The 13,816-nt window shown below is 70.5% G+C and carries 17 protein-coding genes; 6 read left to right on the top strand and 11 right to left on the bottom strand.

Annotated elements, in window-relative coordinates; genetic code table 11:
• Positions 1 to 2: 2 nt before the first annotated feature.
• Positions 3 to 413 (bottom strand): hypothetical protein, encoded by a 411-nt coding sequence (locus tag ACIPXM_RS18350; RefSeq protein WP_401656402.1) that lies wholly within the window; start codon positions 411 to 413, stop codon positions 3 to 5.
• 261 nt (positions 414 to 674) lie between these two features.
• Between ACIPXM_RS18350 and ACIPXM_RS18355 the strand changes: the two genes are divergently transcribed.
• Positions 675 to 1,244: an SMI1/KNR4 family protein gene (locus ACIPXM_RS18355; RefSeq protein ID WP_401656404.1), complete on the top strand. Its 570-nt coding sequence runs from the start codon at positions 675 to 677 to the stop codon at positions 1,242 to 1,244.
• 120 nt (positions 1,245 to 1,364) lie between these two features.
• Here the strand turns inward: ACIPXM_RS18355 and ACIPXM_RS18360 are convergent, their stop codons facing one another.
• Genes ACIPXM_RS18360 through ACIPXM_RS18370 form a run of 3 tightly spaced genes read right to left on the bottom strand, consistent with a single transcriptional unit; the run spans position 1,365 to position 3,018 of the window.
• Positions 1,365 to 1,934: a GNAT family N-acetyltransferase gene (locus ACIPXM_RS18360; protein ID WP_401656406.1), complete on the bottom strand. Its 570-nt coding sequence runs from the start codon at positions 1,932 to 1,934 to the stop codon at positions 1,365 to 1,367.
• A gap of 2 nt (positions 1,935 to 1,936) precedes the next feature.
• The gene (locus ACIPXM_RS18365; protein ID WP_401656408.1) at positions 1,937 to 2,203 is read right to left on the bottom strand and encodes a DUF397 domain-containing protein; all 267 of its coding nucleotides are present in this window, start codon (positions 2,201 to 2,203) and stop codon (positions 1,937 to 1,939) included.
• Positions 2,185 to 3,018: a Scr1 family TA system antitoxin-like transcriptional regulator gene (locus ACIPXM_RS18370; RefSeq protein WP_401656410.1), complete on the bottom strand. Its 834-nt coding sequence runs from the start codon at positions 3,016 to 3,018 to the stop codon at positions 2,185 to 2,187. The genes ACIPXM_RS18365 and ACIPXM_RS18370 overlap by 19 nt, the downstream gene beginning before the upstream one ends.
• Positions 3,019 to 3,135: 117 nt before the next feature.
• Between ACIPXM_RS18370 and ACIPXM_RS18375 the strand changes: the two genes are divergently transcribed.
• From ACIPXM_RS18375 to ACIPXM_RS18390, 4 genes are all read left to right on the top strand, one after another.
• Positions 3,136 to 3,366, top strand: coding sequence for a hypothetical protein (locus ACIPXM_RS18375; RefSeq protein ID WP_401656412.1), 231 nt, complete (start codon positions 3,136 to 3,138; stop codon positions 3,364 to 3,366).
• A gap of 16 nt (positions 3,367 to 3,382) precedes the next feature.
• Positions 3,383 to 3,598 carry a hypothetical protein gene (locus ACIPXM_RS18380; protein ID WP_401656415.1) on the top strand — a complete coding sequence of 72 codons (216 nt, stop codon included), beginning with the start codon at positions 3,383 to 3,385 and terminating at the stop codon, positions 3,596 to 3,598.
• 155 nt (positions 3,599 to 3,753) lie between these two features.
• Positions 3,754 to 4,503 (top strand): DNA repair protein RecO, encoded by a 750-nt coding sequence (recO, locus tag ACIPXM_RS18385; protein WP_401656417.1) that lies wholly within the window; start codon positions 3,754 to 3,756, stop codon positions 4,501 to 4,503.
• A gap of 20 nt (positions 4,504 to 4,523) precedes the next feature.
• Entirely contained in the window at positions 4,524 to 5,348 is an 825-nt protein-coding gene (locus tag ACIPXM_RS18390) for an isoprenyl transferase (protein WP_401656916.1), read from the top strand.
• A 151-nt stretch (positions 5,349 to 5,499) separates the two neighbouring features.
• Here ACIPXM_RS18390 and ACIPXM_RS18395 read toward each other — a convergent pair whose 3' ends face one another.
• The 4 genes from ACIPXM_RS18395 to ACIPXM_RS18410 all read right to left on the bottom strand — a co-directional run bounded on the left by ACIPXM_RS18395 (position 5,500) and on the right by ACIPXM_RS18410 (position 8,872).
• Positions 5,500 to 5,913, bottom strand: a complete 414-nt coding sequence (locus ACIPXM_RS18395) for a Fur family transcriptional regulator (RefSeq protein WP_401656419.1) — start codon at positions 5,911 to 5,913, stop codon at positions 5,500 to 5,502.
• A gap of 116 nt (positions 5,914 to 6,029) precedes the next feature.
• Complete coding sequence (locus ACIPXM_RS18400; RefSeq protein WP_401656421.1) at positions 6,030 to 6,923, bottom strand: metal ABC transporter permease; 894 nt, start codon at positions 6,921 to 6,923, stop codon at positions 6,030 to 6,032.
• Between the two features lies 1 nt (position 6,924).
• A complete protein-coding gene (locus tag ACIPXM_RS18405; protein WP_401656423.1) occupies positions 6,925 to 7,755 on the bottom strand; it encodes a metal ABC transporter ATP-binding protein in 831 nt (276 codons plus the stop codon).
• Positions 7,756 to 7,873: 118 nt separating this feature from the next.
• A complete protein-coding gene (locus ACIPXM_RS18410) occupies positions 7,874 to 8,872 on the bottom strand; it encodes a metal ABC transporter substrate-binding protein (protein ID WP_401656425.1) in 999 nt (332 codons plus the stop codon).
• 154 nt (positions 8,873 to 9,026) lie between these two features.
• Here ACIPXM_RS18410 and ACIPXM_RS18415 point away from each other — a divergent pair, with 154 nt between their 5' ends.
• A complete protein-coding gene (locus ACIPXM_RS18415; RefSeq protein WP_401656427.1) occupies positions 9,027 to 10,409 on the top strand; it encodes a glycine--tRNA ligase in 1,383 nt (460 codons plus the stop codon).
• A 102-nt stretch (positions 10,410 to 10,511) separates the two neighbouring features.
• On the opposite strand, the gene ACIPXM_RS18420 is transcribed toward ACIPXM_RS18415, so the two are convergent.
• The 3 genes from ACIPXM_RS18420 to ACIPXM_RS18430 form a co-directional block, all read right to left on the bottom strand.
• Entirely contained in the window at positions 10,512 to 11,099 is a 588-nt protein-coding gene (locus ACIPXM_RS18420; protein WP_401656429.1) for a TetR family transcriptional regulator, read from the bottom strand.
• A gap of 30 nt (positions 11,100 to 11,129) precedes the next feature.
• Positions 11,130 to 12,176, bottom strand: a complete 1,047-nt coding sequence (locus ACIPXM_RS18425; protein WP_401656431.1) for an aldo/keto reductase — start codon at positions 12,174 to 12,176, stop codon at positions 11,130 to 11,132.
• Positions 12,177 to 12,267: 91 nt separating this feature from the next.
• Positions 12,268 to 13,737, bottom strand: a complete 1,470-nt coding sequence (locus ACIPXM_RS18430) for an MFS transporter (protein WP_401656433.1) — start codon at positions 13,735 to 13,737, stop codon at positions 12,268 to 12,270.
• Positions 13,738 to 13,816: the final 79 nt, after the last annotated feature.

A 13,816-nucleotide genomic window follows, 5' to 3' on the forward strand; every position in this document is an offset into this window, starting at 1 on the left:
TGTCAGACGCTTCGGCTCCGCCGCTTGGTCCTGGCGCGGACCCGCTCGCGCAGTTCGGCCTGGTAGAAGGCGGACTTGGCGCCGCCGAGCGCCATGGACTCGCAGATGTCCGCCACCGTCTCGGCGTCGTCGGCGTCTCCCGTGAGTCCGATCTCGAGCAGCCGCCAGAACCCCTCCTGGACCTGGCGCCGGCACTCCTCCTCGGGTCCCGCATCGCAACCCGACACGAACCACAAGGTCTGCAACAGCACCCCACGGGCCAGCGGCGAGAGTTCGCCGGCCAAGGCGGCCATGATCACGCCGACCGTCGGCGGCGTGCAGTCGAACGCGGTGGAGCACTCCTCGACATGGCCTTCGAGCGTGTACCCGATCATGTCCCGGGCCTCCACCGCCGTGATGATCGTTTCGATCATCAGCGGTATGTGCTCGGCGGAGCCCCCGCACCCGCAGGCCAGCGACACCCAATCGACCCGCCGCAGCTCCGCGCGGACCAGCTCACTGACCACCACTCGGACTGCCTTCCCGACCTCATGACCACAGCTCACCGTGCTCCGCCGCGCCCAAACTCCGCCCGCGCGGCCCGAGCCTGCCATCCACCCGCGTCACCCGTCACGCGAGTTCACTCCCGGCCCGGCATGTCGGGGGCGTTGGGTGCCTGTGGCACGCTGCGGCTCATGGATGACGAACTGGTCAGCACACAGACGCCGCAGCGTCGCCTCACCGATCCGGAGGAGGCTCTCGCGCTGCTGGAGCGTGCTGTGCCCGGACTGACCGAGTTGCGTCGGCCGACGCGTGCCGTGATCGACTGGGCCGGTTTCGAGGACGGCCTGGGCACCCGGCTTCCTTCTGATTTCAAGTGCCTCGCGGAGTGGTATCCGATCTTCGACATCGGGGGCTTCCTTCTGGTCCGGCTCCCTGAGCCGGGTGCGGAAGACCGCATTCTGCAGGGCACTCGTGACACCCTTTCCGTGCTTGCCACCGCCTGGCTGGAACCCGGTCTCGGCTTCCAGGTCCACCCGGCTCCTGGTGGGCTGCTCCCCTGGGGGGAGTCGTGCGACAGTGACAAGTTCATGTGGAGTACGACGGGCCCGTCTCCGGAGGACTGGGTCGTCACGGTCGCTACACGCGGCGGGGCGTGGTGGCACTACGGTGGCGGTGCCGTCCAGTTCCTCGCCGAGTACTGCACCGGGGCCTTGGAGCCCTGGGACTTGCCACTGATCGACCTGGAAGTCCTCCCCAGCTGATCCGCGCTCGTGGGAGGCCATCGTGAAGCGACGCGCTCGTCCGGGAGCGCCCTTGAGGCGGTGGTGGAGGGGCCACACTCGGAGAGAGGGCGGCCGGATCGGAACGCCCACCGGCAGCGCTCATGAACCGGGCCCGGACTCCGGCCGTACGAGCGCCCAGACCTGGTACTCGTCGTCCCCGTCCCGCAGCGGCGCCTGCTCACGGAACCCGAGGCGGTGCGGCACGGCCGCGCTCGCGCGGTTGGCGGGCTCGTGGACGACGAGGAGCCGCCGTACCCCCGGCAACAGAAAACCCAGCGGGATCAACGCCCGCGCCGCCCGCGTCGCCAGGCCCTTGCCGGTGGCCGCCGGGTGCAGCCAGTACCCGATCTCGTACGCGTCGGGCGGCGTGTCCTCGTGCTGGTACAGCCCACAGCTCCCGACGATCGCCCCGCCGACCACGATCGCGTACGTGAACCCCGCCCCCTTCTCCCACAGCTCCTCCCGCACCGAGAGGAAGCTCGCCGTCCCGTCCGGACCGTGGTCCTCGGCCCATTCCATCCACGGCCGCAGGTGCTCCACCGACTCGTCGATGACCCGGTTCAACTCCGGGAAGTCGGCGGGCCACTCGAACCGGCGCAGCAGCAGCTCGTCATCGACCTCGACGACGTACGGCGGGACGGACGCGGGTGCGTCGGGGGCGTTCGTCATCCTTATCCCTTCAGACCACCGACGAAGGCGGCCCAGGCGGCGGCGGGCACGAGGAGGGCGGGCCCGGGGTTCTTGCTGTCCCGCACGGGCACGACACCGGGGACGCCGTCGAGAACTTCGACGCAGTCACCGCCCTGGCTGTTGCTGTAGGAGCTCTTGCGCCAGGCCGCGCCGACGAAGTCGTACGAGACTTCGACGCAGTCGCCGCCGTCGCCGTCGCTGTAGGAGCTCTTGAACCAGTGGGCGTTGGTCAGGTCGTACCCGCGCATCGTCTGTAGTCCTCCGCCGCCGACTCGATCAGGGCCAGGGACGCCTCTGGCGACAAGGCGGCGACCCTGAGCAGATCGTAGGCGCGCTGCGTCTGCTGCACCACAGCCGGATCGTCAAGGAGGGTTCCCGAAAACTCCGTCTCTGTGTAGGCCGTTGGAGGCTGGTCCGCGAACTCCATCAGCTTGAGGGTTCCGGTCATCCAGGCGTGTGCTCCCGCGCTGCGCGGCAGCACCGTCAACAGAATGCGTCGATCGCGGATCAGCCTCGCGATGTGGTCGAGCTGTGCAGCTATGACCGACGGGCCGCCGATGGGGGTCAGTACAGCGTTCTCGTGCAGGATTGCCCAGTACTCGGGCGCTGTAGGGTGCATGAGGATTGCGGCTCGCTTGATCCGTGAGGTGACCTTCTCGTCGAGGTACTTCTCCGTCGCGAGTGGGTTGCCGCCGAGCGTCACTGCGCGCGCGTACTCCGGTGTCTGCAGCAGTCCCGGGATGACCAGTGGAGCGAACTCGCAGAGCTTCGTCGCGATCGTTTCGAGCCGCGCGACCTCGTTGAAATAGACGGCGTACGGCGAGCAGTCGATCAGCTTTCGCCACGTCCGTTCGAAAATGCCGCCGGTTTCCAGCACCGTGTCGATTCGCTGCGCCACGTCCAGCTGCGGCTTCCTGATCCCATGCTCGAACAAGCCGATATACGTCCCCGACACGAACACCAGTCTCCCCAGCTCGGCCTGGGTGAGTCCGGCCGCCTCCCGGTGGTCCTTCAGCAGGTCGCCGAAGAACTCCCAGGCTTCCTGTCGTTCGGTCTTGGCCATGGATTAACTCCCGAACACCACAACGTAGTTGTTGGCCTTACGCGTCTGCCGATTCTACGGAGCCGCCTCCATCCTGGACGCGGAACCCAGGAAATGGATTCGGAAAGGATCGCGTTGGTGAAAGAAGAGAACATGCGGCCGCTGGAAACGGATGAGGCGCGAGAGGCGGTGAGGGAATTGCGCGACGCGCTCGGGCGGGCCGGAATCCGCTTGCCCTCGCTCGGGCTCGACGTGGTCACCCTCGCCGCCGAGCCTTCTCGGCCGCTGATCGAGCTGGGGTGCTGCACGGCGGCGACGGCGCGGTTGCTCGCCGTCGCGCTCGGGTTCGCGCCCGCGGCAGGAGACTGACCGAAGGGGGACGCGAATGAAACCGCCCATCGGGGCATACGTCGTCGAGATCACGACCGGGAAGGTCGGCACCGTGATGGGGCACGAGGGGCCCTATCTCCAGCTCCGGCCGATCGGCGGCGGGCGTGAGTGGGACTGCGAGCCGGACGGGGTGCGGGTCGCCACGGTCGCCGAGCGGCTGAGCGCGGCGACGGCGCACGTGAACGCCCGGAGCCGGGGCGAGGTGCCCTGAAGCGCTGAGCGGCCGGGGCGCCGGGCCCGGCCCCGTACCGCTTCGGTCCCGGGGCGCCGGGCCCGGCCCCGTACACCCGATGGTTCCGCCCGCTCCGCGTCCCGCTTCCGGGGCGCGGGGCGGGTCTGTCGGTGCCGTACGCGAGAATGGGACGCATGAGTCTGTTCCGCGACGACGGCATCGTGCTGCGCACCCAGAAGCTGGGTGAAGCGGACCGCATCATCACGCTCCTCACGCGCGGGCACGGGCGGGTGCGCGCCGTCGCGCGCGGGGTGCGGCGGACGAAGTCGAAGTTCGGGGCGCGGCTCGAACCGTTCTCGCACGTGGACGTGCAGTTCTTCGCTCGCGGGAGTGAGCTGGTGGGCCGCGGTCTGCCGCTGTGCACGCAGAGCGAGACCATCGCCGCGTACGGCAGCGGCATCGTCACGGACTACGCCCGCTACACGGCCGGTACGGCGATGCTGGAGACGGCGGAACGGTTCACCGATCACGAGGGCGAGCCCGCGGTGCAGCAGTATCTGCTGCTCGTGGGCGGGCTGCGGACGCTCGCGCGCGGTGAGCACGCGCCGCACCTCATCCTGGACGCGTTCCTGCTGCGCTCGCTCGCGGTGAACGGGTACGCGCCGAGCTTCCAGGACTGTGCAAAATGCGGTCTTCCCGGCCCGAACCGGTTCTTTTCGGTCGCGGCGGGCGGAGTCATATGCGGGGACTGCCGGGTGCCCGGAAGCGTCGTACCCTCTGCGGAGGCCGTAGGGCTGCTCAGCGCGCTGCTCACCGGCGACTGGGCGACGGCGGACGCCTGCGAGCCGCGTCACGTGCGGGAAGGCAGCGGCCTCGTGTCGGCCTATCTGCACTGGCACCTGGAACGCGGGCTGCGCTCGCTGCGGTACGTAGAGAAGAGCTAGGAGATCCATCGACCATGGCCATCGCACGACGCGGAATCCTCGGACGGCAGCGCCGGGAGTACAAGGTTCCGGAGATCCACCCGTCCGGCGCGCGCCCGCCGAAGCTCCCCGCCGAGCTGGTGCCGAACCACGTCGCCTGCGTGATGGACGGCAACGGCCGCTGGGCCAAGGAGCGCGGCCTGCCGCGTACCGAGGGGCACAAGGTCGGCGAGGGCGTGGTGCTCGACGTGCTCAAGGGCTGCCTGGAGATCGGCGTCAAGAACCTCTCCCTCTACGCCTTCTCCACGGAGAACTGGAAGCGCTCTCCCGAGGAGGTCCGCTTCCTCATGAACTTCAACCGTGACGTCATCCGCCGCCGCCGTGACGAGATGGACGAGCTCGGCATCCGGATCCGCTGGGTCGGGCGGATGCCGAAGATGTGGAAGTCGGTCGTCCAGGAGCTCCAGGTCGCCCAGGAGCAGACCAAGGACAACGACGCGATGACGCTGTACTTCTGCGTCAACTACGGCGGCCGGGCCGAGGTCGCGGACGCCGCGAAGCGGATCGCCGAGGAGGTCGCGGCCGGTCGGCTCGACCCGGCGAAGGTCAACGAGAAGACCTTCCAGAAGTACCTGTACTACCCGGACATGCCGGACGTCGATCTCTTCCTGCGGCCGAGCGGTGAGCAGCGCACGTCCAACTACCTGATCTGGCAGAGCAGCTACGCGGAGATGATCTTCCAGGACGTGCTGTGGCCCGACTTCGACCGCCGTGACCTGTGGCGCGCGTGCGTCGAGTACGCCTCGCGCGACCGCCGCTTCGGCGGGGTGGACCCGGCGGACCTCGCCGTCCTCGACAAGCGGTGACCACCGCCGCTGCCTGACGGGCAACGGGCAAGGGGCAACGGGCAAGGGAGAGGGCCCGCACCGGATGTCTCGGTGCGGGCCCTCTCCCGTATCGCCGTATCGCCGTGTCGCCGTGTCGCGTGCCGCCGTGTCGCGTACCGCGTATGTCAGGTCACTTCGCGGCGGCGCAGTCCGCGCAGGTGCCGAAGATCTCCACGGTGTGCGCCACGTTCACGAAGCCGTGCTCGGCCGCGATCGTCTCGGCCCACTGCTCCACCGCCGGGCCCTCGACCTCGACGGCCTTGCCGCAGACGCGGCACACCAGATGGTGGTGGTGGTCGCCGGTCGAGCAGCGGCGGTAGACGGTCTCGCCGTCGCTGGTGCGCAGCGCGTCGACCTCGCCCGCCTCGGCGAGGGACTGCAGGGTGCGGTAGACGGTGGTCAGACCCACGGAGTCGCCGCGGTGCTTGAGCATGTCGTGCAGTTCCTGGGCGCTGCGGAACTCGTCCACCTCGCTCAGCGCCGCCGACACCGCGGCCCGCTGCTTGGTCGAGCGGCCGCGTACGGGGGGTCCTGCCGTTGGCACGGGGGCCTCCTTGATTGCTTGTCTGCCCCCGCCATTCTGCCAGCCCCCCGTCCCCCCGGAGCCTCCCCGACATCTCCCGGATGTCTCCAGGACGTCCGGGGAGCCGGTCTCCCGCCTCAGACGCTCACGTCGTCCGTGGCGCGGCGCGTCGCCGGCACCGTCGCGTCGCAGGCCGCCGCCGCGACCTCCGCCGCCCGCGCGCGGCGCCGGGCGATCGGGGTCGCGAGCGCCGTGAGGGCGATGAAGACGGCGATCGCGAGGAGCACGATCGTCGCGCCCGGCGGCACGTCCTGGTAGTAGGAGGTGACGGTGCCGGACAGGGTGACGCCGGTGCCGATGACGACCGCGAGCGCGAAGGTCGTACGGAACGAGCGCGACAGCTGCTGCGCGGCCGCGACCGGCACCACCATCAGGGCGCTGACCAGGAGCAGGCCGACCACGCGCATGGCGACGGTGACGGTGACGGCGGCGGTGACCGCGATCAGCAGGTTCAGGGCGCGCACCGGGAGACCGGTGACCCGGGCGAAGTCCTCGTCCTGGCTGACCGCGAAGAGCTGACGGCGCAGTCCGACGGTGACCAGGACGACGAACGCGGCCAGGATGCCGATCGCCGTGACGTCCTCGGCGGAGACCGTGGAGAGCGAGCCGAAGAGGAACGAGTTGAGGTTGGCGTTGGAGCCGGTGTCGGAGAGGTTGATCAGCAGGACACCGCCGGCCATGCCGCCGTAGAAGAGCAGGGCGAGGGCGAGGTCGCCGCGGGTCCTGCCGTACGCCCTGATCAGCTCCATCGCGACCGAGCCGACGACGGCGACGGCGGTGGCCATCCAGATGGGGCTGGTGTTGAGCAGGAAGCCGAGGCCGACGCCGGTCATCGCGACGTGGCCGATGCCGTCGCCCATCAGCGCCTGGCGGCGCTGGACGAGGTAGACGCCGATGGCGGGCGCGGTGATGCCGACCAGGACGGCCGCGATGAGGGCCCGCTGCATGAAGGCGAGCTGGAGGATTTCCATGTCAGGTCAGCAGTCCCGTGCGGAGCGGCTCGTCGGCCGCGTGGGGGTGGACGTGGTCGTGGCCGGGCAGCGCGTGCTGGCCGACGGCGCGGGGCGGCGGGCCGTCGTGGACGACGCAGCCGTCGCGGAGCACGACCGCGCGGTCGATCAGGGGCTCCAGCGGGCCCAGCTCGTGCAGCACGAGGAGGACGGTGGTGCCGCCCGCGACCTGCTCGCGCAGGGTCGCGGCGAGGATCTCCTGGCTGGCGAGGTCGACGCCGGCCATCGGCTCGTCCATGATCAGCAGCTCGGGCTCGGAGGCGAGCGCGCGGGCGATCAGGACGCGCTGGTGCTGGCCGCCGGAGAGCGCGGAGACGGAGTCCTTGGCGCGGTCGGCGAGGCCGACGAGCGCGATGGCGTGGTCGACGGCGGCCCGGTCGGCCTTGGTGGGCCAGCCGAACCGGCGGCGGGCCAGCCGGCCGGAGGTGACGACCTCGCGGATGGTGGCGGGGACGCCGCTGGCGGCGGTGGTGCGCTGGGGCACGTAACCGACCCGGGCCCAGTCGCGGAACCGCTTCTGCGCGGTGCCGAACAGCTCGATGGTGCCGCCGGTCAGCGGCACCTGGCCGATGACCGAGCGGACGGCGGTGGACTTGCCGGAGCCGTTGGCGCCGAGCAGGGCGACGACCTCACCGCGACGGACGGTGAGGTCGACGCCGCGCAGCACGGGGCGCGCGCCGAGGGCGGCGGTGGCACCGCGCACCGAGATGACGGCTTCGGTCGCGGTCTCGTCGGCGGGCTGGCCGGCGGCGGTCGCGTCGTCGCTCACGAGGGCGCCTGCGGGTGCGCTCATGATGACCTCCTGCTGCTGCGGATGATGAGTGTGTTGACTGGGTTACGGGTGGGGCGCGGCGTACGAGTGGGGCGCGGTGGGTGTACGGGCGGGGCGTGGGTTGCGGGTGGGGCGCGGGTTACTTCGCGCCGAGCGCCGTCTTGAGGGCGGCCAGGTTGGACCGCATCACCTCGACGTAGTCGCGGCCCTTGGACTTGTCGGTGATGCCCTCCAGCGGGTCGAGCACATCGGTCTTGAGGCCGGTGTCGGTCGCGAGGGTCTTGGCCGTCTTGTCGCTGGCGAGGGTCTCGAAGAAGACGGTGGTGACCTTGTCCTTCTTCGCGATGTCCTGGAGTTCCTTGATCCGGGCGGGGCTCGGCTCGGCCTCGGGGTCGATGCCGGCGATGCCCTCCTGCTCCAGGCCGTAGCGCTCGGCGAGGTAGCCGAAGGCGGAGTGGGTGGTGATGAAGGTCTTGGTGGCGCTGTTCTTCAGGCCGGTCGCGAACTCGGTGTCGAGGTCGCCGAGCTTCTTCACCAGGGCGTCGGTGTTCTTCTTGTAGTCGGCGGCGTGGTCGGGGTCGGCCTTCTCGAAGGCGGCGCCCACGCCCTTGGCGACCTCGGCGTACTTCACGGGGTCGAGCCAGATGTGGGGGTCGGCGGCGGCGTCGCCCTCGGCGCCGTGGTCATGACCCGCTTCCCCGGCGGCGTGGTCGTGGCCTTCCTCGCCGTGACCGTGGTCGTGGCCGACGGCGGTGCCGTGGTCCTCGAGCTTGGTGAGGGTGGCGGCGTCGACGGTGGTCTTGACGCCCGCCTGCTTGATCGCGTCGTCGACGGCGGGCTGGATCCCCTTGAGGTAGAGGATGACGTCGGCCTCGCCGAGCTCGCCGACCTGTCGCGGCTTGAGCTCCAGGTCGTGGGGTTCGACGCCGGGCTTGGTGAGCGTGTCGACGGAGACGTGGTCGCCGCCTATCTGCTCGGCCAGGTACTGCATGGGGTAGAACGACGCGACGACGTCCAGCTTGCCGCCACCGCCCTTGGTGTCGGCGGCGTCCGAGGTGCCGCAGGCCGAGAGGGCGAAGAGCCCGAGCGTGACGGCTCCGGCGACGGCGGTGGTGGGTATCAGGCGTCGTACGTTCATGACACTCATTTTCAACAAAACTGGAAACGGTTGTCAATTGCCGTACGTGTGTCCCCGCGCACTCCGGGGCGAGCGCGAACCGATTTGATAGTGGGGGTGCGGGCGCCGGTAACCTGAAGCATTCGCACTTCGTCGTCGTAATGAAGAGAGCACCGTGGCCGCCGACAAGATCGACACCATCGTCAGCCTGAGCAAGCGCCGTGGCTTCGTCTACCCGTGCAGCGAGATCTACGGCGGCCAGAAGGCCGCCTGGGACTACGGACCGCTGGGTGTCGAGCTGAAGGAGAACATCAAGCGCCAGTGGTGGCGTTACATGGTCACCGCCCGTGAGGACGTCGTCGGCATCGACTCGTCGGTCATCCTGGCGACCGAGGTCTGGGAGGCGTCCGGTCACGTCGCCACCTTCTCGGACCCGCTCACCGAGTGCACCTCCTGCCACAAGCGTTACCGCGCCGACCACCTGGAGGAGGCGTACGAGGAGAAGCACGGCCGCCTCCCCGAGAACGGCCTCGCCGACCTCAACTGCCCCAACTGCGGCAACAAGGGCACCTTCACCGAGCCCAAGCAGTTCTCCGGTCTCCTCTCCACCCACCTCGGCCCGACCCAGGACACCGGCTCCGTCGCCTACCTGCGTCCCGAGACGGCGCAGGGCATCTTCACCAACTTCGGCCAGGTGCTGCAGACCTCGCGCAAGAAGCCGCCGTTCGGCATCGCGCAGATGGGCAAGTCCTTCCGGAACGAGATCACTCCGGGCAACTTCATCTTCCGCACCCGCGAGTTCGAGCAGATGGAGATGGAGTTCTTCGTCAAGCCGGGCGAGGACGAGCAGTGGCACGAGTACTGGATGGAGCAGCGCTGGAACTGGTACACCAGCCTGGGCATGCGCGAGGAGAACATGCGCTGGTTCGAGCACCCGCAGGAGAAGCTCTCCCACTACTCGAAGCGCACCGCCGACATCGAGTACCGCTTCCAGTTCGGCGGCAGTGAGTGGGGCGAGCTCGAGGGTGTCGCCAACCGCACCGACTACGACCTCAACGCGCACTCCAAGGCGTCCGGCACCGACCTGCTCTTCTTCGACCAGGAGGCGCAGGAGCGCTGGACGCCGTACGTCATCGAGCCCGCCGCCGGTGTCGGCCGCACGATGCTGGCCTTCATGCTCGACGCGTACACCGAGGACGAGGCCCCGAACGCCAAGGGCGTCATGGAGAAGCGCACCGTGATGCGCCTCGACCCGCGCCTGGCCCCGGTCAAGGTCGCCGTGCTGCCGCTGTCCCGCAACGCGCAGCTCTCGCCGAAGGCCAAGGGCCTCGCGGCCGACCTGCGGCAGAACTGGAACATCGAGTTCGACGACGCCGGTGCCATCGGCCGCCGCTACCGTCGCCAGGACGAGATCGGCACCCCGTTCTGCGTCACCGTCGACTTCGACACCCTTGAGGACAACGCGGTGACCGTGCGCGAGCGCGACACCATGAAGCAGGAGCGCGTCTCCCTGGATCAGATCCAGGGCTACCTGGGCAGCCGCCTGCTCGGCTGCTGACCCTCGCGGCGCTGAACGAAGCCCCCGGTTCCGAGACTCGGAACCGGGGGCTTCGTCGTGGGCCTGGCGGGCCGCCGCGCCATGCGGCCGAGGCCGTCGCGGCTAAGGGCGCAGGCCGCGCAGCAGCAGCTCGACGACCGACTCGAACTCGGCGTCGATCGCGGGGCGTTGCCACTCCGGGGCGTAGGCCGGGTCGTGGAAGCGGGCGGTCGCGTAGAACAGGGCGCGGGCCGTGGCCTCCGGGTCGGCGGCGGTGAACTCGGCCTCCTGGGTGCCCGCTTCGACGATGGTGCGGAGCTGGCCGACCAGGGTTTCCAGGTGGTGGTCGACCACGCCGCTGTTCTCGTCGATCAGCACGTTGTACGTGGCGAACAGCTCGGGGTCGTCGCCCGCCTTGTGGCGCTTGGCCTCGAAGAGGGTGGCGAACCAGGCGTGCAGTTTCTCCGGCGCGGGCTGCCCGGGGGTGCCGGTCAGCTCGGCCAGGGCCACCTCGGTGCGGGACAGCCAGCGCTCGGTGACCGCCTCGCGGAGCGCGGCCTTGGTGCGGAAGTGGCGGTAGACGCTGCCGTGGCTGACGCCCAGGGCCCGGGCGACGTCGACGACGGTGGCCTTCGCCGGGCCGAAGCGCCGGAGCACCTCCTCGGTCGCTTCGAGGATGCGCTCGGCGGTGAGGGTTTCGGTGGCGGCCATGGAACGACAGTACCTGTCAGGGGGCGCCGGTCAGCGCTCGCTGTCGAGGTCGGCCATCTGCGACTCCGGGTAGCGCGCGCCCGCCACCTCGGCGGTCGGCACGGCGGCCTCGATGGCCGCCAGGTCGGCCGCGTCGAGCCGGATGTCCATGGCGCCGAGGGCCTCCGCGAGCCGGTCCCGGCGGCGGGCGCCGACCAGCGGGACGATGTCCGCGCCGTGCCGCGGGCCCTGGGCGAGCACCCAGGCGATCGCGGTCTGGGCGACGCTCACTCCCTTGGCCTCGGCGACCGCGCGCAGTCGGTCGACCAGCTCCAGGTTGCGGTCGAGGTTGGCGCCCTGGAAGCGGGGCGACATGCCGCGGAAGTCACCGGCCTCGAAGGCGTGGTCGCGGGTGACGTGGCCGCTGATCAGGCCCCGGGACAGCACCCCGTACGCGGTGATGCCGATGCCCAGCTCGCGGGCGGTGGGCAGGATCGTGTCCTCGATGCCGCGGGAGATCAGCGAGTACTCGATCTGGAGGTCGGCGATCGGGGCGACGGCGGCGGCCCGGCGCAGGGTCTCGGCGCCGACCTCGGAGAGACCTATGTGGCGCACGTGCCCGGCCTCGACCAGCTCGGCGATGGCTCCGACGGTCTCCTCGATCGGCACGTCGGGGTCGACGCGGGCGATCCGGTAGATGTCGATGTGGTCGGTGCCGAGCCGCTGGAGGCTGTAGGCCGCGAAGTTCTTCACCGCGTTCGGCCGGCCGTCATAGCCGGTCCAGCCGCCCTCCGCGGTGCGCAGGGCGCCGAACTTGACGCTGGTCAGGGCCTGTTCGCGAGCGGCGGCCGGAGCGCTGCGGAGCGCCTCGGCGATCAGCAGCTCGTTGTGCCCCATCCCGTAGAAGTCGCCGGTGTCCAGGAGCGTGACGCCCGCGTCGAGAGCGGCGTGGATCGTCGCGATCGACTCGGCGCGGTCGGCCTCGCCGTACAGGGCGGACATGCCCATGCAGCCGAGGCCGAGCGCGGAGACCTGCGGGCCGGTGGCGCCCAGGCGGCGGGTGGGGAGGGCGACCGGGGTGGTGGTGAGGGAGGTCATGGGGGTGCTCCTTGCTGAGAGGTCCGCCGGAGGGGCCGGCGGGGTGGCACCTCTCAACCATGGCATGACCGATGACAGATTTCAATATCTGTCACTCCATCGAGGGAAGCCGCAGACTGAGCAGCAGCGTCACCAGCACCACGCCCAGCTGCACCAGCAGCGTCGTGACCAGCGCCGATCCCATCTCCGCTGGCGATCCGCCGAGCGACAGGAACAGCGAGCCGAGGGTGGCCACACCGAGCGCCAGCGCCGACTGCTGCGCCGTCACCATCACCCCGCTGCCCACACCCGCCCGCTCCGCCGGCACCTCCGACAGCACCACCCGGAACAGCACCGGCAGCTGCAAGCCCTGGCCGAAGCCCGCGACCGCCATGCCCGGCAGCAGGTCCCAGCCCGACAGGTCGGGCCAGCCCCGCGCCACCGTCCAGGCGAGCAGCCCGATCCCGGCCGCCTGGATCAGCGAACCCGCCGGAACCACCCGGACACCCCAGCGCCGGACCAACCGCGGACCCGCGAGCGAGGCACCGAAGAAGGCGACGGCCATCGGCACCAGCGCGAGCCCCGCCGCGATCGCGCCCATCGCCAGACCCTGCTGGAGCGCCACCGCGATCACGAACATGAAGCCGCCGAAGCTCAGCGAGAACGGCAGCACCATCGCGAGCCCGCGCCGCAGCGACACCAGACGCAGCAGGCTCGGCGGCACCAGCGGCGTCCCGCCCCTGCGGTCCGCCCGCCGCTCCACCCACCAGAACGCCGCCGCCGCGAACGGGAACACGCCGAGCGTCAGCCACGTCCACAGCGGCCAGCCCGCCGCCCGGCCCTCGGTCAGCGGCGCGAGCAGCGTCACGAGCGCGACCCCGAGCAGCAGCGTGCCGGGCACGTCGACCGGCGCCGGACGGTCCGACCGGGTCTCCGGCACCGCGCGCACCGCGAGCAGCAGACCGGCCACCGCCACCGGCACGTTCACCAGGAAGATCGACCGCCAGCCGGTGCCCGCCACATCGGCGGCCACCAGGACGCCGCCCAGGATCTGCCCGGTCACCATCGCCAGACCCGCGGTCGCCCCGTACAGACTGAGCGCACGGGCGTGCCGGGCACCGGAGGTGGCGGAGTGGATGGTCGCGAGGACCTGCGGCAGCATCAGCGCCGCCGCCGCGCCCTGCGCGATCCGGGCGCCGACCAGCGTCCAGGCGTCCGGGGCGAGCCCGCAGGCCAGCGAGGTGACGCCGAACGCCGCCATGCCCACGAGGAACAGCTTGCGGCGCCCGAAGAGGTCGCCGAGCCGGCCGCCGAGCACGAGCAGCACGGCGTACGAGAGGCCGTAGCCCGCGACGACCAGCTCCAGCATCGCCGGACCGGCGTTCAGATCGTGGTCGATGGTGGGCAGGGCGACATTGACGATGAAGAAGTCGATGAGCGGCAGGGCCGCGCCGAGCAGCACCGTGAACAGGCCCAGCGCGCCGAGCACCGGCCGGGCGTGGTCGACGACCGGGACGGCGGCGGCGCCGACGGCGGCCGAGGGGGCGGACGGGGAGGTTGTCGTAGTCACGCAACCGAGCATCCGCCCGTCTTTAGCCTGGTACCAGAGTCTCCTTATCCTGGTACCAGCACTACCTGGCAATGGGCTGAGCGGCCCGGCA

This window comes from Streptomyces sp. NPDC090025, from assembly GCF_044748125.1.
Lineage (GTDB): Bacteria > Actinomycetota > Actinomycetes > Streptomycetales > Streptomycetaceae > Streptomyces.

Bases quoted from the DNA above. Each gene is read 5' to 3' on its own strand.
- ACIPXM_RS18350 (WP_401656402.1), bottom strand. From the start codon at position 413: ATGATCGAAACGATCATCACGGCGGTGGAGGCCCGGGACATGATCGGG.
- ACIPXM_RS18355 (WP_401656404.1), top strand. From the start codon at position 675: ATGGATGACGAACTGGTCAGCACACAGACGCCGCAGCGTCGCCTCACC.
- ACIPXM_RS18360 (WP_401656406.1), bottom strand. From the start codon at position 1,934: ATGACGAACGCCCCCGACGCACCCGCGTCCGTCCCGCCGTACGTCGTC.
- ACIPXM_RS18365 (WP_401656408.1), bottom strand. From the start codon at position 2,203: ATGCGCGGGTACGACCTGACCAACGCCCACTGGTTCAAGAGCTCCTAC.
- ACIPXM_RS18370 (WP_401656410.1), bottom strand. From the start codon at position 3,018: ATGGCCAAGACCGAACGACAGGAAGCCTGGGAGTTCTTCGGCGACCTG.
- ACIPXM_RS18380 (WP_401656415.1), top strand. From the start codon at position 3,383: ATGAAACCGCCCATCGGGGCATACGTCGTCGAGATCACGACCGGGAAG.
- recO (WP_401656417.1), top strand. From the start codon at position 3,754: ATGAGTCTGTTCCGCGACGACGGCATCGTGCTGCGCACCCAGAAGCTG.
- ACIPXM_RS18400 (WP_401656421.1), bottom strand. From the start codon at position 6,923: ATGGAAATCCTCCAGCTCGCCTTCATGCAGCGGGCCCTCATCGCGGCC.
- ACIPXM_RS18405 (WP_401656423.1), bottom strand. From the start codon at position 7,755: ATGAGCGCACCCGCAGGCGCCCTCGTGAGCGACGACGCGACCGCCGCC.
- ACIPXM_RS18410 (WP_401656425.1), bottom strand. From the start codon at position 8,872: ATGAACGTACGACGCCTGATACCCACCACCGCCGTCGCCGGAGCCGTC.
- ACIPXM_RS18420 (WP_401656429.1), bottom strand. From the start codon at position 11,099: ATGGCCGCCACCGAAACCCTCACCGCCGAGCGCATCCTCGAAGCGACC.
- ACIPXM_RS18425 (WP_401656431.1), bottom strand. From the start codon at position 12,176: ATGACCTCCCTCACCACCACCCCGGTCGCCCTCCCCACCCGCCGCCTG.
- ACIPXM_RS18430 (WP_401656433.1), bottom strand. From the start codon at position 13,737: ATGCTCGGTTGCGTGACTACGACAACCTCCCCGTCCGCCCCCTCGGCC.